The 22004-nt window shown below is 67.3% G+C and carries 18 protein-coding genes and 5 pseudogenes; 18 read left to right on the plus strand and 5 right to left on the minus strand.

From position 1 onward, the window contains the following. The first annotated feature begins 79 nt into the window (after positions 1-79). Complete coding sequence (locus ABFB10_RS23585; RefSeq protein WP_347168644.1) at positions 80-1156, plus strand: acyl-CoA dehydrogenase family protein; 1077 nt, start codon at positions 80-82, stop codon at positions 1154-1156. 42 nt (positions 1157-1198) lie between these two features. Then, positions 1199-2203 (plus strand): phosphotransferase family protein, encoded by a 1005-nt coding sequence (locus ABFB10_RS23590; protein WP_347168645.1) that lies wholly within the window; start codon positions 1199-1201, stop codon positions 2201-2203. Positions 2204-2391: 188 nt separating this feature from the next. Here ABFB10_RS23590 and ABFB10_RS23595 read toward each other — a convergent pair whose 3' ends face one another. Both ABFB10_RS23595 and ABFB10_RS23600 read right to left on the minus strand, forming a co-directional pair. Next, positions 2392-3453: a 3-carboxy-cis,cis-muconate cycloisomerase gene (locus ABFB10_RS23595; protein ID WP_347168646.1), complete on the minus strand. Its 1062-nt coding sequence runs from the start codon at positions 3451-3453 to the stop codon at positions 2392-2394. Positions 3454-3647: 194 nt separating this feature from the next. Beyond that, positions 3648-3800, minus strand: a complete 153-nt coding sequence (locus ABFB10_RS23600; RefSeq protein WP_347168647.1) for a hypothetical protein — start codon at positions 3798-3800, stop codon at positions 3648-3650. Positions 3801-4823: 1023 nt separating this feature from the next. On the opposite strand from ABFB10_RS23600, the pseudogene ABFB10_RS23605 reads away from it, so the two are divergent. From ABFB10_RS23605 to tdh, 5 genes and pseudogenes are all read left to right on the plus strand, one after another. Beyond that, positions 4824-6132, plus strand: a pseudogene (locus ABFB10_RS23605) (AAA family ATPase). Next, positions 6129-7211 (plus strand): ParB/RepB/Spo0J family partition protein, encoded by a 1083-nt coding sequence (locus ABFB10_RS23610; RefSeq protein WP_347168648.1) that lies wholly within the window; start codon positions 6129-6131, stop codon positions 7209-7211. Before ABFB10_RS23605 ends, ABFB10_RS23610 begins: the two are co-directional and overlap by 4 nt. A 197-nt stretch (positions 7212-7408) precedes the next feature. Further along, positions 7409-7966, plus strand: a complete 558-nt coding sequence (locus ABFB10_RS23615; protein WP_347168649.1) for a helix-turn-helix domain-containing protein — start codon at positions 7409-7411, stop codon at positions 7964-7966. Between the two features lie 127 nt (positions 7967-8093). Further along, positions 8094-9280: pseudogene (locus ABFB10_RS23620) on the plus strand (glycine C-acetyltransferase). Between the two features lie 14 nt (positions 9281-9294). Next, the gene (gene tdh / locus ABFB10_RS23625; protein WP_347168683.1) at positions 9295-10323 is read left to right on the plus strand and encodes an L-threonine 3-dehydrogenase; all 1029 of its coding nucleotides are present in this window, start codon (positions 9295-9297) and stop codon (positions 10321-10323) included. A gap of 85 nt (positions 10324-10408) precedes the next feature. Here tdh and ABFB10_RS23630 read toward each other — a convergent pair whose 3' ends face one another. Further along, on the minus strand, positions 10409-10873 hold the full coding sequence (locus ABFB10_RS23630; protein ID WP_347168650.1) for an Lrp/AsnC family transcriptional regulator: 465 nt from the start codon (positions 10871-10873) through the stop codon (positions 10409-10411). Between the two features lie 102 nt (positions 10874-10975). Between ABFB10_RS23630 and ABFB10_RS23635 the strand changes: the two are divergent. Continuing rightward, positions 10976-12434: pseudogene (locus ABFB10_RS23635) on the plus strand (aminotransferase class V-fold PLP-dependent enzyme). Between the two features lie 181 nt (positions 12435-12615). Here the strand turns inward: ABFB10_RS23635 and ABFB10_RS23640 are convergent. After that, positions 12616-12792 (minus strand): hypothetical protein, encoded by a 177-nt coding sequence (locus ABFB10_RS23640; protein WP_347168651.1) that lies wholly within the window; start codon positions 12790-12792, stop codon positions 12616-12618. 137 nt (positions 12793-12929) lie between these two features. Between ABFB10_RS23640 and ABFB10_RS23645 the strand changes: the two genes are divergently transcribed. From ABFB10_RS23645 to ABFB10_RS23675, 7 genes and pseudogenes are all read left to right on the plus strand, one after another. Beyond that, positions 12930-13790 (plus strand): MFS transporter, encoded by an 861-nt coding sequence (locus ABFB10_RS23645; RefSeq protein ID WP_347168652.1) that lies wholly within the window; start codon positions 12930-12932, stop codon positions 13788-13790. A gap of 29 nt (positions 13791-13819) precedes the next feature. Next, positions 13820-15287: pseudogene (locus tag ABFB10_RS23650) on the plus strand (NAD(P)-binding domain-containing protein). A gap of 186 nt (positions 15288-15473) precedes the next feature. Beyond that, a complete protein-coding gene (locus ABFB10_RS23655; RefSeq protein WP_347168653.1) occupies positions 15474-15767 on the plus strand; it encodes a hypothetical protein in 294 nt (97 codons plus the stop codon). Next, complete coding sequence (locus ABFB10_RS23660; RefSeq protein ID WP_347168654.1) at positions 15764-16354, plus strand: peroxidase-related enzyme; 591 nt, start codon at positions 15764-15766, stop codon at positions 16352-16354. Before ABFB10_RS23655 ends, ABFB10_RS23660 begins: the two co-directional genes overlap by 4 nt. An 83-nt stretch (positions 16355-16437) precedes the next feature. Then, entirely contained in the window at positions 16438-17631 is a 1194-nt protein-coding gene (locus tag ABFB10_RS23665) for an NAD/NADP octopine/nopaline dehydrogenase family protein (RefSeq protein WP_347168655.1), read from the plus strand. Then, the gene (locus tag ABFB10_RS23670; RefSeq protein ID WP_347168656.1) at positions 17619-18308 is read left to right on the plus strand and encodes an ABC transporter substrate-binding protein; all 690 of its coding nucleotides are present in this window, start codon (positions 17619-17621) and stop codon (positions 18306-18308) included. Before ABFB10_RS23665 ends, ABFB10_RS23670 begins: the two co-directional genes overlap by 13 nt. Next, the gene (locus ABFB10_RS23675; protein WP_347168657.1) at positions 18250-18729 is read left to right on the plus strand and encodes an extracellular solute-binding protein; all 480 of its coding nucleotides are present in this window, start codon (positions 18250-18252) and stop codon (positions 18727-18729) included. Before ABFB10_RS23670 ends, ABFB10_RS23675 begins: the two co-directional genes overlap by 59 nt. On the opposite strand, the gene ABFB10_RS23680 is transcribed toward ABFB10_RS23675, so the two are convergent. Continuing rightward, the gene (locus ABFB10_RS23680; RefSeq protein WP_347168658.1) at positions 18716-19393 is read right to left on the minus strand and encodes a hypothetical protein; all 678 of its coding nucleotides are present in this window, start codon (positions 19391-19393) and stop codon (positions 18716-18718) included. The two genes, ABFB10_RS23675 and ABFB10_RS23680, sit on opposite strands and share 14 nt — an antisense overlap. On the opposite strand from ABFB10_RS23680, the gene ABFB10_RS23685 reads away from it, so the two are divergent. The 3 genes and pseudogenes from ABFB10_RS23685 (at position 19374) to ABFB10_RS23695 (ending at position 21680) form a co-directional block, all read left to right on the plus strand. Then, positions 19374-19793, plus strand: coding sequence for an ABC transporter permease (locus ABFB10_RS23685; protein ID WP_347168659.1), 420 nt, complete (start codon positions 19374-19376; stop codon positions 19791-19793). The genes ABFB10_RS23680 and ABFB10_RS23685 overlap by 20 nt on opposite strands. A gap of 14 nt (positions 19794-19807) precedes the next feature. Continuing rightward, positions 19808-20594, plus strand: a pseudogene (locus ABFB10_RS23690) (ABC transporter permease). Between the two features lie 3 nt (positions 20595-20597). After that, entirely contained in the window at positions 20598-21680 is a 1083-nt protein-coding gene (locus tag ABFB10_RS23695) for an ABC transporter ATP-binding protein (protein ID WP_347168660.1), read from the plus strand. Positions 21681-22004 lie beyond the last annotated feature (324 nt).

Raw genomic sequence — 22004 nt, forward strand, 5'->3', positions numbered from 1 at the left:
TTCGTCGAGGACGAGATCCTGCCCGTCGAGGCGAGATCGCGCCAATTGGGACGCCTATGACAATATCGCCCGCGCGCCTTTGGAGGCTCTGCGCGCCAAGGCGCAGGATCAGGGCCTGTGGTGCCTGCAACTGCCGCCAGAACACGGCGGTCAGGGGCTGGGCACCATGGGCATGGCGGTCTGCTACGAGGAAATGAACCGCTCGATCTTCGGCCCGGTGGTCTTCAACTCGGCGGCGCCGGACGACGGCAACATGATGATCCTCGCCAAGGCCGGGACGCCAGAGCAGCGCGCCCGCTGGCTGGCGCCTGTGGTTTCCGGGAAGGTGTCTTCGTCCTTCGCAATGACCGAACCGGCGCCGGGCGGCGGCTCCGACCCCGGCATGATCCGGACCCGGGCCGAGAAGACCGCCAAGGGCTGGCGCATCACCGGGCGCAAATGGTTCATCACCGGGGCCGAGGACGCGCATCATTTCATCCTGATGGCGCGCACCTCGGACGACCCGCGCCGGGGCCTGACCGCCTTCCTGCACGACCGCGACGACGCCGGATGGCGGATCGAGCGGCGCATCGGCATCATGGGTCCCGAGGAACACGGCGGCCACTGCGAACTGGTCTACGACGGCATGGAACTGCCCGCCGACCGCGTGCTGCTGGAGGAAGGGCGCGGGCTGAAGGTCACGCAGATGCGCCTCGGTGTGGCGCGGCTGACCCACTGCATGCGCTGGCTGGGGCTGGCCGGGCGCTGCGTCGAGATCGCCACCGATTATGCCGCGCGGCGCGAGGGCTTCGGCGTCCGGCTGGCGGATCGCGAGAGCATTCAGGTCAAACTGGGTGCGCTGGCCATGGGCATCGAGACCGGGCGCCTGCTGGTGATGAAGGCCGCGTGGGAGCTGGAGCAGGGGCGGTTTGCGAAAAAAGAGGTCTCGATGGCGAAGATCCACGTCGCCAACCTGCTGCATCAGGCCGCCGACACCGGCATCCAGATCAACGGCGCGCGCGGCTATTCCACCGATACGGTGCTCGAATGGGTCTACCGCTACGCCCGGCAGGCGCGGCTGGTGGATGGCGCCGACGAGGTGCACCAGATGGTGCTGAACCGGCATCTGGGCGACGAGGGGCGCGGCTTCTGGCGCTGGGACGTGGCCGATGCGTGACCCCGGCAAGGCCCGCCCCGGGTGGCCACAGGGGGCACGGGCATGAGCGATCCCGACACCACCGCCCTGACCGGCTGGCTGCGGCGCCACATCCCCGGCGGTCCCGCGCTGGCGTTGCAGCGCATCAGCGGCGGGCAGTCCAACCCCACATGGTTCGTCGACTGGGGCGACCGGCGGCTGGTGCTGCGCGCCAAGCCCCAAGGCCCGATCCTGCCCGGCGCCCATGCCATCGAACGCGAGTTCCGCGTGCAGCAGGCCCTTGGCCCGACAGCCGTCCCGGTGCCGCGGGTGCTGGCACTGGAAGAGGACGCCAGCGTGCTGGGCGTGCCCTTCTACGTGATGGAGCGGATCGCGGGCCGGGTCTTCCCGGACTGCTCCCTGCCGGGGCTGCACCCGGACGAGCGGCGCGAGATCTACCTCGACATGGCCCGCACATTGGCGCGGCTGCACGCGGTGCGGCCCCAGAGTGTGGGCCTTGGCGACTACGGCAAACCCGGCAACTACTTCGAACGCCAGATCGCGCGCTGGTCGCGGCAGTACCATGACAGCGACGGCCAGCGGATCGACGCGCTGGACCGCCTGATCCCCTGGTTGCAGGAAAACCTGCCCGAGGACGACGGCGCGGTGTCCATCGCGCATGGCGATTTCCGGCTGGGCAACCTGATCTTCGCCCCCGATGCGCCCCGCGTCGCCGCCGTGCTGGACTGGGAACTGTCGACGCTGGGCCACCCGCTGGCCGACCCGGGCTTTTGCGTGATCCCATGGCACGCCACGCCAGAGGAATACGGCGGCATCCGGGGCACCGGCTGGGACGCGGGCGGCATCCCCACCCAAGAGGCCTTCGTGGCGGAATACTTCGCGCATTCCGACCTGAAAGCCCCGCTGCTGCCCTTCCACGTAGCCTTTGCCATGTTCCGCTTCGCGGTGATCTTCCACGGCATCGCCGACCGCGCCCGCCACGGCAGCGCCGCCTCCTCCGAGGCGGCCTCTCTGGGTCCGCTGGCCAACCGCTTCGCCATCCGCGCGGCAGAGGTGGCGGGGATCTGACAGGCGGTCCGGCGACAAAGGCCACCTTCAAACGGCGCGGCCCCGCGCAAGGGGCAGCCGCGCGCTGGCGAATCGGCCATTGACGGGCGGCAACCCAGCGCGTCCGCCAAGGCGGACCCCCGACGGGCGCTTGCAAAGGCCCGTTCCGCCCCGCTGACCACAGCCCCCGCGCGCGGGTCAGGCGATGGTCAGGCGGCGCCCATTCCCTCGATCGAGCCAAGCAGCCGGGTCAGGTGGCAAAGCGCCGCGCCGGTCGCCTCGGCCATCGCGGGCAGGGTCAGCCATTCCAATGCCCAGGCCGCGCCCGACCGCTCCTGTTCGTGCACCATGGCCTGCGCCAGCAGGCCCTGCTGCGCGGCCACGAAGCGCGCCAGCGCGATCATCGCTTCGGCCAGAACCGGGTTCTGCTTGTGCGGCATGGCGGAAGAGCCCCCTGCCCCGGACAGGCGAAGCTCGTCCACCCCCTGCTGCGCCATCAGCGCCACGTCCTGCCCGATCTTGCCAGCGGTGCCCGCCACCAGCGTCAGCCAGTGGCCCATCGCCACCGGCCCGCTGCGGTCGTTGTGCCAGACCGGCGCGGGCGCAAGGCCAAGCAGGCGTGCGACCTCTTCGGCCACCGCCGTGCCCTGCCCCTCGGGCAGATCGCGCCGCCCCACGGCACCGCCGACCTGCACCCGCCCGAACTCTGCCCGAAGCGGCACCAGCCGCGCCCGGTGATCGGCCAGCGGTCGGCGCCATGCGTCCAGCCGCAGGGCAACCGTGGCGGGCAGCGCCGCCTGCATCCGCGTGCGGGCCATCATCGGCGCCGGGCCAAAGCGGGCGGCCAGATCATCCAGCTGCGTCAGCGCGGTCGCCAGCCGCGCATCCAGCGCCTCGGTCACGGCGATCAGCGTCAGCGCCATGGCGCTGTCGATCACGTCCTGGCTGGTGGCGCCGCTGTGGATGGCCTTGGCCGGGCCTGCGTCCAGCCCCTGCCGCAGGGCCTTGACCAGCGCCGGAACCGGCAACCCGTCCCTGTCGCTGCCCTGCGCCAGCACGGCCACCGCGCCGGGGTCGAAGGCCGCGATGGCCGCAAGCGCCGCCGCCGCCTCGTCCTCGGGCACCGCGCCGACCCCGGCCAGCGCCCGGGTCCATGCGGTTTCGAAAGCAAGCATGCGCCGGGCAAAGGCGGTTGCTGAGAACTCCGCGGCGAGGGTCGGGTCCGAGAACTGGCCTCCGAAGAGGCCCGAGGCGGTCAGGGCATTTGTCATGGATCTCTCACTTGCAGGCGCGGCGGGCGGCATCCGCCGGATCGCGGGCCTTGTAGCGCGCGACCGCCGGCAATGCCCAGTGTTTCCGTCTTCCTGGCGGCCCTGCCAAGCGATGTATGGACCGGCAGCGGCACCCTGCCCTCCGATCCCTTGCAAGGCGGCACGCATGTCTCTCGCCCAGTGGGCGTCGCCCCCTACCCTTCGATGCGGATATGCCGGACGGCGGGATCGACGCCCCGATAGGCCGAGAGCAGCAGGCTCATGTGATGGGTCGCCACGTAGTCCGCGACAAAGCGGCTGGGTGCGCTCAGCACCACCTGCCCGCCCTCGCGCTCGGCTTCGGACAACTGGCCGAACCAGGCGGTGGCCGAGGGCCGGGGCCTCTTGGCGCAGCCGGTCCAGCACCTGCCCCCATGCGCCCTCGGCCAGGGCGCTGCGCGCGCGCGGCTGAAAGGGGATCACCTTGGGGTCGGGCGCGGCCTCCCCTGCCCCGCCGTGGCGGTCCTGCATCCGCGTCTCGAAGTCGGGGCCGATGGTGGCCCAATGCGGCGCGGTTTCTGTCAGCATGGCGTCGAGGTTCAGGGCATAGACCGCGACCCGGCCTTTCGCGGCGGGCCGCTTGACCTCGATCCAGCCATGGCTGCGCAGCTTCGCCATCTCTCGCTTGACCGTGCGTTCGTCCACAGACCACAGCCGCGCGATCTCGGCCCGGCTAGATGGACAGCTCGTTGCGCTGCCAGTTGTAGCGCGTGGTCAGCAGCACGATGACCCGCAGGATCAGCCGTTGCCGGTGCTTGTCCGCGCTCAGCGCCTGCACCCCCAGTGCCGAGAGGATGTCGTATTTCAGGACCGCGGCATTGCGCCCGGTACGGTTTCGCCACGTGCATGACTTGCTCCGCCTCTGCCCGATGCCATGGGAGGTCCCCGGCCCGGTGCCGATGCCCGGTTTCCCAGCGCTTCACAACGCTTTTCCGAGCTTGCAGGCAATTTGCGTCCAAAGTTTCGATTCTGTCAAGGCGCGGCGCTGACAGCCGGGATGAGCGCCCCCTTCCCTTCTCCTTTTCGAAAAGAAAAAGGTGAAGATATTGGTGAAGGGGGACGTCCTGTCTGTCCCCCTATTGCCCCGCGACGTCCCCCCAAGGGGCTGTTTAGGGGGCCGGGTGTCCCCCTATATCTGGTGGACCCGCCGGGCTTTTGGGCGGGCCTGCCGTGCAGCGGCGGCGAATCGGCCCGCCAGCCCCCCGGCCCTTGTTTCCTTACCCGCGGGTAAGACAGGTCCGGGCACGAGAGACATGATAATAGGTTTTGCCAGTTTGGCAAATTCAGCGTAAATGGAGAAAGACGCGGAAAAGACGTCCTACGAGGCAGACATGTACACACACGAAGACCTGGGCACGCTGCAAGGCCGCGCCCTCAAGTTGCAGGGGTGGATCCGGCAGCAGACCTTTTCTCCGGGGCTGGAAAAGAAGCTGCGCCGCTTTTCCTCCTGGGAGGTGGCCGAGCTGATCTTCCGGATCAACCAGTCGACCTTTCGCGGCAAGCTGGCCGCCGATCCCTCGTTGCCCACCGGCGAGGTCGAGGAAGAGGGGCGCCAGCGCTGGTTCTCTCTGGAAGAGATCAACGAGCTGCGCCGCCGGCTGAAGATCAACAAGCGCAGCCTGATGCCGCACCGGCCCGCGGGCCGCCGCGCGGTGCGCGCGGCTGTGGCGAACTTCAAGGGCGGCGCAGGCAAGTCGACCGTGGCGCTGCACTTCGCCCATGCGGCGGCGCTGGACGGTTACCGGGTGCTGGTGGTGGACTTCGACCCGCAGGCGACCCTGTCGCATTCCATGGGGCTGACCGACGTCTCGGAGGAACACACGGTCTGGGGCATCATGGCCCGCGACCTGATCCGCGAGACCGAGCGCATGAACACCGGTCCGGTGGGAGCCGAGATCCGGGGCCGCCCTGCCCCGCCGCCACCTGCCCTCGGCGATCACCGAGCTGGGCCTTGGCGATCTGCGCCTTGGCGATTTCATCAAGCCCACCTCCTGGCCCACCATCGACGCCATCCCCTCTTGCGCGAACGCCGCCTTCGTCGAATTTGCCAGCGCACAGTACCGGCATCTGAACCCCGACTGGTCCTTCTTCGCGGCGGTCTCGCGCTACCCGGATCAGATCCCCGACGACAGCTACGACCTGATCCTTTTCGACTGCCCGCCCGCCATCGGTTACCAGTCGATGAACGCGGTCTTTGCCGCCGACGTGCTGTATATCCCCTCGGGGCCGGGCTATTGGGAATACGATTCCACCACCTCCTTCATCGGCCAGCTGTCCGAGGCGCTGGGGGATCTGTCGGCGGGGTTCGACGGCGTCTTACCCGCGGGTAAGATCGCCCTGCCCAAGGCCTTCATGGACATCCGCTTCCTGCTGACCCGGTTCGAGCCGGGCAACGACCTGCACCGTGCCATGCAGGATGCCTTCCGCAAGGTCTGGGGCGAGCATGTCACCGAGAACCCGGTCGAGATGACCCGCGCGGTCGAACAGTCGGGGCGATTCCTGAATTCGGTCTACGAAATGGATTACCGGGACATGACCAGAGAGACCTGGCGCCGCGCCCGGTCTACATTCGATTCCGCCTATGAGGAATTCCGCCAGACCCTGCATAATGCATGGGCGCAGATGGAGGCTGACCAATGAGCCGGAAACGCCGGATGTTCGACATCGACATTCCCGAAATGAACGAGATGGAGGTGGGCAAGACGCCCGACCGTGCCCTGCGACGCGGGCCCATGGCCTCGGCGATTTCCGAGAACGCCAGTTCCCTGCGCGACCGCAAGGAGGCAGAGGAAGGCATCCGCGCCGAGAACGACCGGCTTGCGCAGGAATTCGTGCGGCTCAAGCGCGACGGGCTGGTGACCGACCGCATCCCGCTGGACTCGGTGGTCACCGACATGCTGCTGCGCGACCGCAAGCCCGGTGCCGATGAAGAGCTGGACGAGCTGAAGCTGTCGATCCGCGAGATCGGCCTGTCGAACCCGATCCGGGTCGAGGCGCGGCCCGATGGCCGTTACGAGCTGATCCAGGGCATGCGGCGGCTTCTGGCCTTTCGCTCGCTGCTGGAAGACACCGGCGACGCGGCCTTTGCCAGCATTCCCGCCGGGATCGTGCCTGCGGGCGGCAAGCTTGAAACCAGCTATCGCCGGATGGTGGACGAGAACCTCGTGCGGAAGGACATCTCTTTCGCCGAGATGGCGGCGCTGGCGCGGGCCTATGCCGCCGACCCGGTCAACGAATGCCCCGAGGTATCGGACGCGGTGGCGGTGCTGTTCAAATCCGCCACCTATACCAAGCGCAGCTATATCCGCGCCTTCGCCGAACTTCTGATGCGGCTGGACAAGGTGCTGGCGCATCCGCAGGCAATCCCGCGCAATCTGGGCGTCGACCTGAAGCGGATGATGGACCGGGACGAGACGCTGGTCGCCCGCGTCGCGACCGCGCTTCGGGCGGAACCGGATCGGGACTCCGCGCGCGAGGTCGAGATCCTGCGCGGGTTCACCGAGGGGGCAGGGGGCTTACCCACGGGTAAGACGGCCCCCGCCGCCGCGCGTCCGCGCAAGGCCAAGACCACCTTTCAGGTTTCGACCGGCGCCGGTGTGGCGCGCTGCAATGCCTCGCACGGGCGGCTGGAATTGCAGGACGACCGGGACTTCTCGGCCATCGACCGCGCGCGGTTGCAGCAGGCCATTGCGGCCTTTTACGCGGCTCTGGAGACCTGAGACCGGAAGGCCCGGCGCCGGGGCCTTCCGGCCTTTGCGTCGGGTTGTCCCGGGAGGTGGCCCCCCGGGATCGGCGGGGTTTTTGGCCGGCGGGGCCCATGCGGGGGCGGCGCATTGACCCCGGTTCGGGCCACGTCCTCCGCGATTGCGGATTTTCCGCTGGATTACCGCGTGTTGCGGTCTTAGCTTCCGGGATCATGGACAAACCGGACGTCATCCTCTCATTGCTTCCCGCCCGCCTGAAACAGGCGCGGCAAGCGCAGGGCCTTTCGCTGGAGGCCGTGGCCAAGCTGTCGGGGGTTTCCCGCAGCATGGTCAGCCAGATCGAGCGCGGCGAATCCTCGCCCACGGTCTCGACGCTGTGGAACCTGACCCGCGCGCTTCAGGTGGATTTTGCCGGATTGCTGGAGGACCAGCCCGGCAGCCAGATCGAGGTACTGCGGGCGCAGGAGGTGCCGACCATCGAGAATCGCGGCGCGGGCTGTACCATAAGGATCCTGTCGCCGCCCGAAGACGCCGGGCATCACGAGGTCTACGAGCTGCGCTTTGCCGAGGGCGGGGTGCTGGATCCCGCGCCCCATGCCCGTGGCACGCAGGAAAACCTGACGGTGATCGAGGGCGCGCTGACGGTGGTCAGCGGCGAGGCCATGGACCGGTTGGATACCGGCGAAACCGCCCGATATGCCGCCGATGTCCCGCACAGCCTGCGGGCTGATGGGCTGGCGCGGGCCTTTCTGGTCGTGAAGGGCGGCTGAGCGGCGGGCGGTCGAAAAACGGGGTTGTGACAATTTAGCGGACAGAAATCCGCTAAGATGTAATCCATGATTGCGGACGCGGGTCCGTTATGGTAGATGTGGGCCCGTACCATGAGAGGAGTCGCCCATGTCCGACCGTTTCATTGCCGATCTGCAGACCACGCTTGCCGGGATCGAGGCCGATGGCCTGATGAAGCGCGAGCGCATGATCACCTCGGCGCAGGGCGCCGAAATCGCCGTTGGCGGGCGCGAGGTGATCAACCTTTGCGCCAACAACTACCTGGGACTGGCCGACCACCCGGACCTGATCCGCGCGGCGCGCGAGGTGATGGACGGCAAGGGCTTTGGCATGGCCTCTGTCCGGTTCATCTGCGGCACGCAGGATCTGCACCGCAGGCTTGAACAGAAGCTTGCGGCCTTCCTGAAGAAGGACGACTCGATCCTGTTCGCCGCCTGTTTCGACGCCAATGGCGGGCTGTTCGAGCCGCTTCTGGGGCCGGAGGACGCGATTGTCTCGGACAGCCTCAACCATGCCTCGATCATCGACGGCATCCGGCTGTGCAAGGCGCAGCGCTACCGCTATGCCAACAACGACATGGGCGATCTCGAGGCCAAGCTGAAAGCGGCGCGCGAGGGCGGCGCCCGGCATGTGATGATCGCCACCGACGGCGTTTTCTCGATGGATGGCTATCTTGCGAACCTGCCCGAGATCACGCGGCTGGCCAAGGCCTACGAGGCGGTTGTCATGGTCGATGACTGCCACGCCACCGGCTTCATGGGGCCGAGGGGCGCCGGGACGCCGGATCACTTCGGGGTGGATGTGGACATCCTGACCGGGACGCTGGGCAAGGCGCTTGGCGGGGCCCGGGCGGGTACATCGCCGGTCCGCAGCCGGTGATCGACTTGCTGCGCCAGCGCGCGCGGCCCTATCTGTTCTCGAACGCACTGCCGCCGTCCATCGTGGCCGCCGGGCTGGAGGCCATTCGCCTGGTGGAAGAGGGGGGCGAACTGCGCAGGCGGTTGGTCGAGAATGCCGCCTACTGGCGCAAGGGGTTGGAAGAGCTGGGCTTCGATCTGCTGCCGGGCGAGCATCCCATCGTGCCGGTGATGCTGGGCGAAGCGCCGCTGGCGCAGAAGATGGCCGCCGGGCTGTTCGAAGAGGGGGTCTATGTCTCGGGCTTCTTCTACCCGGTGGTGCCGCATGGGCAGGCCCGCATCCGCACGCAGATGAACGCCGCCCTGACCCGCGACCAGCTTGACCGTGCGCTGGCCGCCTTCGCCAAGGTTGGCCGCGCTCTGGGAGTGATCCAATGACCCTGCCCAACACGATGAAAGCGCTGGAAAAATCGCACCCTGAAGAGGGGCTGTGGATGGTGCAGGCGCCGGTGCCCGAGATCGGCCCGGACGAGGTGCTGATCCGCGTCAATGCCACCGGCATCTGCGGCACCGATATCCATATCTGGAACTGGGACGACTGGGCGCGGGCCACGGTGCCGGTGCCGATGATCACCGGCCACGAGTTCGCCGGCGAGATCGTCGAGATCGGGCGCAACGTGACCGGGCTGGAGATCGGCCAGCGGTGTTCCGGCGAGGGGCATGTGGTGGGGACCGAAAGCCGCCAGAGCCGGTCGGGCAAGTTCCATCTGGATCCGGGCACGCGCGGCATCGGGGTGAACGTGCAGGGCGCCTTTGCGGAATACCTGAAGCTGCCGGCCTTCAACGTGGTGCCGCTGCCGGACGACATCCCCGACGAGATCGGCGCGATCCTCGACCCGCTGGGCAACGCGGTGCACACGGCGCTGAGCTTCGATCTGCTGGGCGAGGATGTGCTGATCACGGGCGCCGGGCCCATCGGCATCATGGCGGCGGCGGTGGCGCGCCATGCCGGGGCGCGCCATGTGGTCATCACCGACATCAACCCGGACCGCCTGACGCTGGCGCAACAGGTCTGCCGCAATGTCCGCACGGTGGACGTGACCCGCGAGGACCTGCGCGACGTGATCCACGAACTGGGCATGAAGCAGGGATTCGATGTCGGGCTGGAGATGTCCGGCAGCCAGCAGGCGCTGGACCAGATGGTCGAAAGCCTGATCATGGGCGGCAAGATCGCCTTGCTGGGGATCCCGCCGGGCAAGTCGCCGGTGGACTGGTCGCGCATCGTGTTCAAGGCGATCACCATCAAGGGGGTCTACGGGCGCGAGATGTTCGAAACCTGGTACAAGATGATCGCCATGTTGCAGAACGGGCTGGATGTCAGCCGGGTGATCACGCACCGGATGGGCGTGGATGCCTATCGTGACGGCTTTGCCGCGATGAAATCCGGCCAGTCCGGCAAGGTCGTGCTGACCTGGCGCTGAGCGGGGCAGGGGGCGTATCCCGGTCGCCGGACGGCGGTGGGGACGCGCCCCGATACGCCTGATACCGGCGACGCGGGCGGCGCCCCTACCGCAGGGGAATCGGGCGCTGCTCTTCGATCGCCTCCATCGCGAAATAGGAGGTCACGGTTTCCAGCTCGATGTTCTCGATCAGCCGCTTGTAGACGTCGTCGTAGCCGGCCATGTCCCCGGCCACGATCTTCAGCAGGTAGTCGTATTCGCCGCCGATGCGGAAGAAGTCGATGACCTCGGGGATGGCCGAGACATGTTTGCGGAACAGCCGCAGCCACTCTGCGGAATGGTGCCGCGTCTTGATCAGCGAGAACACCACGAAGCCGCCGCCCAGGCTTTCGCGGTCGATCACCACGGTGCGGTTGCGGATCGCGCCCGAGGCCTCGAGCGCCTTGAGCCTGCGCCAGCAGGCGTTCTGCGACAGCCCGACCTTCTCGGCCAGCGCCCGCTGGGGCAGGCCCGCGTCGCGCTGCAGTTCTTCGAGAATTCGAAAGTCAAAATGATCTGGTTTATGCTTCATTCTTCGATCATATGACACAAAAAGACGAAATCAACGGCAAACAACTGTGAAGATTTTTGCAAAACTTGCGTCATACTCGATCCGGTCAAATCAGGGGATGACATGACTGCGCTCGACGATTTCAAGGCCGCGCTGCAAGGCGCCGACGTTCACGACCGGATCCGCGAGGGGCTGATCGGCGAGGATGCGCAGATCGACGGGCCGTTCGGGGCGCGGCCGTTGATCTATGCCGATTACGTGGCCTCGGGGCGGGCTCTGGCACAGGTCGAGGATTTCATCCGCGACCGCGTGCTGCCCTATTACGCCAATACCCACACCCGTGCCTCTTTCTGCGGCGAGTACATGACCAAGCTGCGCGAGGCGGCGCGGGCCGAGATCGCCCGGCTGACCGGCGCCGCCGCGGGCATGAGCGTTGTGTTCACCGGGTCGGGCTCTACCGCCGGGCTCAACCGCATCGCGGGGCTGCTGGATCTGGCGGCGCTGGTCCGGCAGGGGCAGCGCGTGGTGGTGCTGACCGGCCCCTATGAGCATCATTCCAACATCCTGCCCTGGCGCGAGACCGGGGCCGAGGTGATCGAGATCGCCGAGGCGGCGACCGGCGGCGTCGACATGGCCGAGCTGGAGCGCGCCCTGATCGCGGCGCAGGGCGCGGCGCGGATCGTCGGCACCTTTTCCGCGGCGTCCAACGTGACCGGCATCCTGACCGATGTGGACGCGGTGACGCGGATGCTGCGCGCGCATGGCGCGCTGTCGGTCTGGGACTACGGCTGTGCCGGTCCCTATTGCGCGATGGACATGAGGGCGGGCACCGATGCGCAGAAGGATGCCATCGTGTTCTCGGTGCACAAGTTTCCCGGCGGTCCCGGTTCCAGTGGTGTTGCGGTGATCCGCGACGGGATCGCCCTCCGTGCCACGCCGACCCTCCCCGGCGGCGGCACGGTCAGTTTCGTGTCGCCCTGGGGCATGTCTATTCCGGCAGCCTCGCGGCGCGGGAAGAGGGCGGCACCCCGAATGTGACCGGCGATATCCGCGCCGCGCTGGCCATGCTGGTCAAGGAGGCGCTGGGGCAGAGCTGGCTGGACCGTCGGCAGGCCGAATTGCGGGCGCGGGCGCTGAAGGTCTGGACGGACAACGACCGGATCGAGCTGCTGGGCATTCCCGGCGCCGAGGCGTTGCCGATCTTTTCCTTCCGGGTGCGGGACGGGCAGGGGGGCTGGTGCATCACCAGTTCTTCACCCGCCTGCTCAGCGACCTGACCGGGGTGCAGGCGCGCGGCGGCTGTGCCTGCGCCGGGCCCTATGGTCACCGGCTGCTGGGGCTGGGCCGCGCCGAATCGGATGCCACCATCGCGGCGCTGGAACAGGGCGAGGAAACCGCCAAGCCCGGCTGGGTGCGGTTGAATCTTTCCGCCCTGATGAGCGACGAGAAGGTGGATCTGATCATTGCGGCTGTGGACAATCTGGCGCGGATCGCCCCAGAATATGCCGCTCAGTACCGCGTCGATACCAGTACCGCCCGGTTCAACGCCAACGGCCTCCCACAGGATACGCTCGTTTCATGACCGCAACCCGGATCAGCCCGATTGCCAATCCCGTCTTCCGGACGCTTTTTGCCGCGCAGGTCTGTTCGCTGCTGGCGATCGGCCTGATGACCGTGGCGATGTCGCTGGCGGCCTATCGCATCGGCGGCACGGCGGCGGCGGGGCAGATCCTGGGCTTTCTGCTTGCGGTGAAGATGGTGGCCTATGTGGGCATCTCGCCGCTGGCCGAGGCGCTTTTCGCCGGGCGCTCGCGCAAGCGGGTGATGGTCGGGCTGGATATCGCGCGCATGGCGCTGTTGCTGCCGATGGCCTTTGCCACCGAGACCTGGCAGATCGCGGCGCTGGCGCTGGTCTTCTTTGCGGTCTCGTCCGGCTTCACGCCGATCTTCCAGTCGGTGATCCCGGACGTGCTGCCCGAAGAGCGCGCCTATAGCCGCGCGCTGGTCTGGTCGCGCATCGCCTATACGCTGGAATCCGTGCTTTCGCCGGTGATCGCCGCCATGGTGCTGCAAGTGGTTGCGGCACGAGTTCCTGTTCTGGGTCGCGGCGCTGGCCTTCTCCGGGTCCATCGCGGCGCTGCTGGTCACGCGCTTCCCCGCCGGGGCTGGCGCGCCGCGCCGGGGGCCGTTCCTGACCCGGGCGCTGACGGGGCTGTCGATCTATCGCCGGACTCCGCGGCTGCGCGGCCTGTTCCTGCTGAATTTTGCCCTGTCGCTGAGCATGGCCTGGGTGCTGGTCAACTCTGTGGTGCTGGCCGGTGCGCAGCTGGGCGACGCCGAGCGGCACTACCCGGTGCTGATGGGCTTCTACGGGCTGGGCGCCGCGACCGGCGCGGTGCTGGTGCCGCGGCTGATCGAGTCGCTGGACGAGCGCCGCGTGATGGCCCTGGGGGCGCTGCTGCACGCGGTGCTGGGATTGGGTATCGCGCTGCCGATGGCCTATGGCGGGTACATGGGGCTGTGGGTCGGCTTCGGCCTGGCCGCCTCGCTGGTGCTGACGCCGGGCGGGCTGGTGATCGCGCGCTCTGCGGGGGCAGGGGACCGCGCCTCGGTCTTCGCGGCGCAGTTCTCGCTGTCGCATGCGGGCTGGCTGGTGGCCTACCCGCTGGCGGGCGAGCTGGGCGCGCGGCTCGGGCTGGCACCGGCGCTGCTGATCCTGTCGGGGCTGACGGTCGGCGTGGCGGCGCTGGCGCTGCGGGTCTGGCCCGCAAGCGATCCGCTGACCCGCGAGCACGACCATCCCGAATTGCCGGGTGACCACCCGCACCTGCGCGAGACCCCCGCGCATGGGCCGCGCCAGCGCCATGCCCATGCCTTCCATATCGACGATCTCCACCCGGACTGGTCCGCCAGCCGGCCCGCCTGGAGCGTGCCGTGACCGGACAGCAGAGTTACAGGAAAGACGACATGACACATGACACCGCTTCCCCGATCGACGGCCAGGGCCTGCCCGTGCTGGAGGCGCGGCTGCGCGAGGATCTGAAATTCCTCTGCTGGCCGGGCAAGGACTGGGTGCCCGCCCGCGAGGGGGTCAGCGACGTTGTGATCATCGGCGGCGGCATGTGCGGCATGGTCGCCTGGATGGCGCTGAAGACCGGCGGCATCCACAACATGCGGGTGCTGGACCGCAGCCCCGAGGGGCTGGAAGGCCCCTGGCTGACCTATGCGCGGATGGAGACGCTGCGCTCTCCCAAGGAGCTGACCGGCCCGGCCTACGGCCATGGCGCGCTGAGCTTCCAGTGCGTGGTATCGCGCGCAGTTCGGCACCGCCGACTGGGAAAAGCTGGACAAGATCCCGCGGTCGATGTGGATGGAATACCTGAAGTGGTATCGCAGGGTGCTGGCGATCCCGACCGAGAACGGCGTGTCCGTCGACCGGGTCGAGCCCGAGGGCGACCTGCTGCGCCTGCACCTGTCGGGCGCGGCCGAGCCGTCGATCCTGACCCGCAAGCTGGTCTTTGCCACCGGGCGCGACGGCACCGGGCGCCCGAATATTCCGGGGTTCGTGCAGGGGCTGGACCGGTCCTTCTGGGCGCATAGCGCCGACGAGATCGATTTTGACCGGCTCAAGGGCAAGCGCGTGGCGGTCGTGGGGGTTGGCGCCTCTGCCGTGGACAATGCCGCCGAGGCGCTGGAACATGGCGCCGCCGAGGTCCGCCACCTGATCCGCCGCAAGGAGATGCCCACCGTCAACAAGATGATGGGGATCGGCTCTTTCGGCTTCACCGCCGGTTATGCCAGCCTGCCCGATGAATGGCGCTGGCGCTTCATGCAGTATTCCTTTGCCACCCAGACGCCGCCGCCGCATGGCTCGACCAACCGGGTCAGCCGCCACCCCAATGCGTATTTCCATTTCGGCAAGGCGGTGGAAAGCACCGTCGAGCGGGACGGCGCGGTGCGGGTCGGCTTTGCCGACGGCACGGCCTACGAGGCGGATTTCGTGATCCTGGGCACCGGCTTTACCATCGACCCGCTGTCGCGGACCGAGTTCGGCGAGGCGGCGGGCGATATCCTGCTGTGGCGGGACGTCTATACTCCGCCGGCGGACGAGCCGTCGCGCGACCTGGGGCTGTTTCCCTATCTGAACGAGGACTTCACCTTCCGCGAGAAGGTGCCCGGGCGGGCGCCGTGGCTGGCCAATGTCTATTGTTTCAATTACGGGGCTTCGGCCAGCCTGGGCAAGGTCAGCGGCGATATCCCGGGGATCTCCGAGGGGGCGGGATGGATGGCGCGCGCGGTTGCGTCGAAGCTTTATGCCGAGGACGTGGCCGAGCACTGGCAGGCGATGCTGGCCTACGCCAAGCCGGAACTGGATGGCAGCGAATGGGTGCCGTCGGAACTGGACTGCGCAGACAAGAAGGGGAAGGTGGCCTGATGGCTTTGGATACGACCGCATTGAAAAGCGCCGGGCTGGGCGCGGGCCGCGCGCCCGGGGCCGCCATCGAGGGGCGCGCGAGCATTTTCGAGATGACCCAGGAGGCCGAAGTGGCGGTGTTGCGGTACGCAGGATTGCGGACCCTGGTCGCATGCGCTGCGCGCGGCACTGGCGGCGCGCATCGCGGTGCTGAACGGCGAAGAGGCGCTGGCCGGGCAATACGCGGCGGATGCGGGCGACTATGCCGCGCTGGCCGACCCCTCTGACGACGGGGCAGGGCAGAGGCTGGCGCCGGTCGTGGCCTTCATGGACAAGGTGGCCGCCGATACCCGCAATGTCGCGGCGCCCGATATCTCGGGCCTGCAGGCGGCGGGGATTGCCGATGCCGATATCGTGCGGCTGTGCGAACTGAACGCGTTCCTGGCCTATCAGCTGCGGGTGATTGCCGGGCTGCGCCTGATGAAGGAGGTCTACGCATGACCAAGGTGATCACGAAATTCACCCGCAACGTGCCGCATTGGCAGCCGCGCGTGAAGCCGGTCGACCTGAAGGAGGCCAGCGCCGAGCAGCTGGACGCGCTGAAGGTCACGCCCTCGAACACCAAGGTGTCGGAATACGTGCTGACGCTGGCGCATGATGTCGAAAGCCTGAAGGTGCGTTCGCCGCTGTTCAACGGTATCATGTACGACAAGGGCGGGATGAGCCGGGCCGAGCGGGAACTGGGTGCGCTGGGGGCCTCGATGGTCAACCATTGCATCTATTGCGCCGCCGTCCACGCGGCGCGGCATGCGCAGCTTGAGAAATCCACCGAAGTGACGGACAAGCTGTTCCGCGACGGTCCCCGGGCGGACCTTGGTCCGCGCGACCGTGCGATCTTTGACTTTGCCGTGGCTTTGTCGGAAACGCCGTCGCAGGCCGGGCCGGAACACATGGCGGCGCTGAAGGATGCGGGGCTGGACGAGGCAGAGGTTCTGGACCTGATCCTGTCGGCCTCGCTGTTCGGCTGGGCGAACCGCCTGATGCATGTGCTGGGCGATCCGGTACGGCTGCCGGAAACGGCCTCCTGAGTTAAATTCCGTCATAACGGATTGCAATCTGCTATAATGGTGTAGAATACGGAAGACGACTCATAGCGAATCAGGGGGGAAATGTGAGCAAGACGGTAGGATTGGCGGGCGCGGGCTCGATCGCGTTCGGAACGGCGGCGGTGCTGCACGAGGCGGGTCACGACCCGATGCTGTGGTCGCCGTCGGGCGCGGGCACGGCAGAGCTGGCCAAGGGGGAGGCGCTGCGCGCCACCGGCGCGGTGGAGACCACGCTGACCCCGCGGATTGCCGACAGCGCGGCCACTCTGGCGCGCGAGAACGATGTGCTGATCATCGCGCTGCCCGGCTATGGCCACAAGACCGTGCTGGACGCGCTGGCGCCGCATATCGAGGACCGGCACCACGTGATCGTGTCCTCCCATGCCTCGCTGGGGGCGGTCTACCTGATGCAGCTTCTGGCGGAGCGCGGCGTCGTCGCGCCGATCACCGCATGGGGCACGACGATCTGCACCGGGCGGCGGCAATCGGGCACCGAGGTCAAGGTGAACACCGTGCGCAGCCGGGTCGACCTGTGCACCGTGCCGGAAGACCGCTCTGCCGACGCGCTGGCGCTGTGCCAGGCGCTGTTCGGTGATCGCTTCCAGCCGCGCGACGGGCTGCTGGCGATCTCGCTGTCCAACCTCAACCCGCAGAACCACATGGGCATCGCCCTGGGCAACATCACCCGGATGGAGCGCGGCGAAACCCGGTCCCGTGGCCAGAACGTCACGCCCAAGGTGGGCCGCCTGCTGGAAGAGCTGGACCGCGAACGGCTGGAGATCGCGCAGGCGCTGGGGCTGGAGGTGCGGACGATCTTCGAACATTTCCACCTGTCCTTCCACGTGCCGGTCGCCTCGATTTCCGAGATGAACCAGCAGATGCACGCGCAGGGCAATGGCGGCACCGGTCCGGCCACCGCCGACAGCCGCTATGTCACCGAAGATGTGCCTTACGGGCTGGTGCTGACCGCCGCGCTTGGCCGGTTGGCGGGTCATCCCGCGCCGCTGCACGAGGCCGGCATCCGGATCTTCTCCGCCATGTACGGGCGGGACTTCGAGGCCGAGAACCAGATCCTTGCGGCGCTGGACCTGGACCGGTTCAGCCTCGGACGAGCTGAAGGCCGCCGCGAAGACGGGGCTTTTGCGTCAACCTGCCAGCGCGTGACGCGCGCTGGAGACATAACCAAGAAGACCCCTTACCGGGGCAATAAGAAGAGCCACCACTGGACCAACAAGGAGACAACACCATGTCGAAACTGATCTTCAACCGCCGCCGCTTTCTTGGCACCGCCGCCGCCACCGGCGCGGCGCTGGCCTCGCCCGTCTACCTGCGCCACGCCTCGGCGCAGTCCGGCGGGGAGGTGAACATCTGGACCTACAACGACTTCGTCCCCGAGGCTTTCCGCAAGCAGTTCGAGGCCGATACCGGCATCAAGGTCAACGTTCGCCTGGTCGACGACCAGGGCAAGCAGTTCAACCTGCTGGCCGCCGAACAGCCGAACCCGACGGTCGACATCATGACCGTCGCCGGGCACCGGTTCCTGCAGTTCATCGAAAGCGACCTGCTGGCGCCGATGGACACGGACCGGCTGAGCAACTGGGGCAAGATCAACCCGACCTTCTCGGAAGGCGACTGGGCGACGATCAACGGCAACAAGTGGGGCGTGCCGATCCTGTCCGGCATGGAAGTGCTGTCCTACAACACCGAGCTTGTCAGCGAGGAAGAGGCGCAGACCTGGGACACGCTGTTCAGCGAGAAGTACAAGGGCCAGACCGCCTATATCATCCAGGACATGCTGTCGATCGTGATGCTGATGAAGGGCTATGACGGCAACTTCATCGAATATGCCAACGATCACGAACGCGCGAGCCGAGATCATGGCCGAGGTGCAGCAGTTCATGATCGACAAGAAGCCGCTGGTGCGGAAGTACTATGACGGCGGCGCCGAATTCCAGCAGATGATGGTCAACCAGGACATCGCCCTGGGCCATTCGTGGAACGGCCCGGCGGCGGCGCTGATCAACGACGGCTTCCCGCTGGGGATGAGCATCCCGCGCGAAGGCTCTTACGGCTTTGTCTACACGTTCAACATCGCCAACAACGCGCCGAACGCCGACAACGCCTATACCTTCCTCGACGCGCTGCTGTCCTCGCCGGAAATCGGTGCGGCCATGACCAAGGCCTCGGGCTTCATCTCGACCTACAAGGACGTGGCGCCGCACCTGACCGAGCTGGAGCGGAAATCCACCTCTTTCCCGGAAGAACAGCTGGCCAACCTGCAATTCTTCCGCGCCGAGCAGAACGAGCTGAAATACGGCCTGATGGACCCGGCGGTCGAGGCGATCAAGGCCGCCTGATCGCCATCTTCAATGACCCTGTTCCTGTCCCGCCGGGTGCGGGGCAGGGGCACAGGCACACTCGAAAGACGACCGCATGACGTATGACGCCTCCGCACAGCAGGACGAGCGAGCCATGACAGAAGAGACTTCGGGCCGCACATTTTGGGGCCGCCTGGCCGCATGGGGACCCTATCACGCGCTGATGCGGCTGACCACGGCCTCGCCCCGGCGCCAGTTCCTGATCCTCGCCGCTTTCCCGATCCTCTGGGTGCTGACCCAGCACCTTGGCCCGATGTTGCAGATGATGCGCGTGTCGCTGACCGATGCATACCCGGTCGCGCCGGGTGTCGAGCAGAATTTCACGCTGGACAACTACGCCCGCTTCTTCGGGGACAGCATCTTCTGGATGCCGTTCTTCCGGACGCTGATCTTTGCCGGCGTGTTCACCTTCTGCACCCTGATCATCACCTATCCCGTGGCCTATTTCCTGGCGCGGCACGTCAGCCGCAAGAACCAGATGCTGTTCCTGCTGCTGCTGCTGATCCCGTTCTGGGTGGGCGAGATCGTGCGCACCTATGCGATCATGATCCTGCTGGGCAATACCGGCGCCGTGAACCTTCTGTTGAAGACCCTCGGCCTGATCGACCGACTCGATCCCCTTCATGTACACCAGCTTTTCCATGGGCCTCGGGATCGTCTACCTGACCGCGCTTTACATGCTGCTGCCGCTGTACTCGGCACTGGAGAAGCTGCCCAAGAGCATGAACGAGGCCGCCGCCGATCTGGGCGCGGGCGCCTGGACCCGGTTCCGCCGCATTTCCCTGCCGCTGACCATAGAAGGCATCTCGTCGGGGTGTACGCTGGTGTTCCTGATCTCGACCGGCTTCTACGCCACGCCGGTCCTGCTTGGCGGGCCCTCGACCACGGTCTTTGCCGAAACCATCGCGGGCTTCTTCCACGTGGCTGGGGATGAATGGCCCACCGGGGCGGCCTTTGCCACGATCATGTTCGCGGCGGCGCTGGTCCTCACGGCGACCTTCCAGAAGCTGATGAGCGCGCTGCGCAAGGGAGAGAAGAAATGAACGACCGTCCCGAGCTGTTCCGCGGCAACCGGATCTTTCTTGCCTGCGTCTACTGGGCCTTTGTCCTCTATGTCTTCGTGCCGCTGATCCTGATGGTGGTGATGGGCTTCAAGGACAGCAAGTTCATCGGTTTCCCGATCCGGTCCTGGACACTGGACTGGTACACCGGGGTCTTCGCCGATGCCGAAGTCCTGTCGACCTTCGGCTATTCCGTCGCCATCGCGGTGCTGTCGACGCTGATCTCGATCTTCGTCGGCACCTGGATCGCGGTGCTGCTGGAAGGGCGCAGGTTCTTGGGCCGCACCGCCGTCTTCGGCATGACCGTGCTGCCGGCGCTGGTGCCGGGCATCATCTCGGCCATCGCCTTCCGCATCTACGCCCGCTGGCTGGGGATCGAGCCCGGCATGGGCGCGATCGTCTGGGCCCATGCGGTGCACAACGTGCCCTTCGTGGTGCTGGTGGTCATGGCGCGGCTGTCGACGCTGCCCAAGAGCCAGATCGAGGCCGCGCGCGACACTGGGGGCCGATCCGCTGATCTCGTTCATCCGGATCACGCTGCCCTATCTGGTGCCCGCGATCCTCGGCGCCTCGATCTTCTGCCTGCTGCTGTCCTTCGACGACTTCGTGCGCTCTTTCTTCCTGGGCGGTTACGAGCCGACGCTGCCGGTGCTGATCTTTGCCAAGCTTCGTTCCGGGATGAGCCCCGAAATCAACGCCATCGCGACCGTTGCGCTGATCCTGACCGCCGCCATCGGCATCTGGGCCGAGCGCTTCACCCGCCGCATGAACAAGGAAACCTGAGCCATGACCGACCAGACACCGCTTGTCCGCATCGAAGGCCTGTCCAAGCATTTCGGCAAAACCGTCGCGCTGGACAATCTGACGCTGGACATCGCGCAGGGCGAGTTCGTCACCTTCCTCGGCCCGTCGGGCTGCGGCAAGTCCACCACCCTGCGCATCCTCGGCGGGTTCGAGCGTCCGACCTCGGGGCGGGTGCTCCTCGACGGCGAGGACGTGACCAACCAGCCGCCGGAGAAGCGCCATGTGAACATGGTGTTCCAGGACTACGCGCTGTTCCCGCATATGACCGTGGCGCAGAACGTGGCCTTCGGGCTGGAACTGAAGGGCATGGGCAAATCCGCGATCAAGCGCCGCTCTGAAGAGATCATGTCCTTCCCGGAGCTGGATTCCTACGCGTCGCGTTACCCGGTGCAGCTTTCGGGCGGGCAGCGGCAGCGGGTCGCGCTGGCGCGGGCCCCGGCGCCCGACCCGTCGCTCTTGCTGCTGGACGAACCGCTGGGGGCGCTGGACGCCAAGCTGCGCGGCCAGGTCCAGCAGGAACTGAAGTCGATCCAGCGCCGCACCAACAAGACCTTCTTCTTCGTCACCCATGACCAGGAAGAGGCGCTGACCATGTCCGACCGCATCGTGGTCATGAACAAGGGCAAGGTCGAGCAGGACGGCACCCCGGAAGAGCTGTACTTCCGCCCGGCCAGCCGCTTCGTGGCCGAGTTCATCGGCGAGACCAACCTGCTGTCGGGCTGGATGCGCGGCACCGAGGGCGACAAGGTGGTGATGGACTGGGAGGGCACGACCCTTCTGGGCAAGGCGCCGGCGGGTCTGCCCGCCACGGGCGAGCCGATCACCGCCTCGGTCCGGCTGGAAAAGCTGGGCTTCAGCGCCGAACGTCCGCAGACCGCCAACGCGGTGCAGGGGCGCGTGGTGGGCAAGACCTTCCTCGGCAGCCGCATGGCGATGCAGATCGCCGTGGGCGAGGGCGATGCACTGCTGAAGGCCTACGTCGACGCGGAAACCGGCCAGTCGGTCGGCACCGATCCGGTCTGGATCGGTTGGGAAGCCGACAACATGGCGGTCCTGAACAACTGACCCCAAATGCCGCCCGCCCCGGTGACGGGGCGGTTGCGGTACACATCCGGCGGCGGGCCCTGCTGCGCAGGCAGGCGGCGCCGGATGCCGTCCGACGCCGCTCTGGCGGGCGGGGCGCCGTCCGTCACAGGCGACACCGGGCATCGGCGGGCCGGTGCCGGACATGCCGGGCCCGCGCCATGCGGACAGGGCAGGCGAGGCAGGCACAATCCGCTTCGAACCGTCACCCTTGCAAGGCCCTCCGCCACACGGGGAGCCTGTCGGGGACCTGGCGCCCGCGGGCCACGCCCGCCCCCCATGCACAATGGACCGCGCCGCCGGGCA

This window comes from Ponticoccus litoralis (genome assembly GCF_039769985.1).
GTDB classification, from domain to species: domain Bacteria; phylum Pseudomonadota; class Alphaproteobacteria; order Rhodobacterales; family Rhodobacteraceae; genus Ponticoccus; species Ponticoccus litoralis.

What these genes read in the sequence shown, in the direction of transcription:
- ABFB10_RS23695 (WP_347168660.1), top strand. Translation starts at nt 20,598, where the DNA reads ATGACCGACCAGACACCGCTTGTCCGCATCGAAGGCCTGTCCAAGCAT.
- ABFB10_RS23685 (WP_347168659.1), top strand. Translation starts at nt 19,374, where the DNA reads ATGTACACCAGCTTTTCCATGGGCCTCGGGATCGTCTACCTGACCGCG.
- ABFB10_RS23680 (WP_347168658.1), bottom strand. Translation starts at nt 19,393, where the DNA reads ATGGAAAAGCTGGTGTACATGAAGGGGATCGAGTCGGTCGATCAGGCC.
- ABFB10_RS23630 (WP_347168650.1), bottom strand. Translation starts at nt 10,873, where the DNA reads ATGAAGCATAAACCAGATCATTTTGACTTTCGAATTCTCGAAGAACTG.
- ABFB10_RS23660 (WP_347168654.1), top strand. Translation starts at nt 15,764, where the DNA reads ATGACCAAGGTGATCACGAAATTCACCCGCAACGTGCCGCATTGGCAG.
- ABFB10_RS23595 (WP_347168646.1), bottom strand. Translation starts at nt 3,453, where the DNA reads ATGACAAATGCCCTGACCGCCTCGGGCCTCTTCGGAGGCCAGTTCTCG.
- ABFB10_RS23590 (WP_347168645.1), top strand. Translation starts at nt 1,199, where the DNA reads ATGAGCGATCCCGACACCACCGCCCTGACCGGCTGGCTGCGGCGCCAC.
- ABFB10_RS23675 (WP_347168657.1), top strand. Translation starts at nt 18,250, where the DNA reads ATGGCCGAGGTGCAGCAGTTCATGATCGACAAGAAGCCGCTGGTGCGG.
- ABFB10_RS23610 (WP_347168648.1), top strand. Translation starts at nt 6,129, where the DNA reads ATGAGCCGGAAACGCCGGATGTTCGACATCGACATTCCCGAAATGAAC.
- tdh (WP_347168683.1), top strand. Translation starts at nt 9,295, where the DNA reads ATGAAAGCGCTGGAAAAATCGCACCCTGAAGAGGGGCTGTGGATGGTG.
- ABFB10_RS23670 (WP_347168656.1), top strand. Translation starts at nt 17,619, where the DNA reads ATGTCGAAACTGATCTTCAACCGCCGCCGCTTTCTTGGCACCGCCGCC.
- ABFB10_RS23615 (WP_347168649.1), top strand. Translation starts at nt 7,409, where the DNA reads ATGGACAAACCGGACGTCATCCTCTCATTGCTTCCCGCCCGCCTGAAA.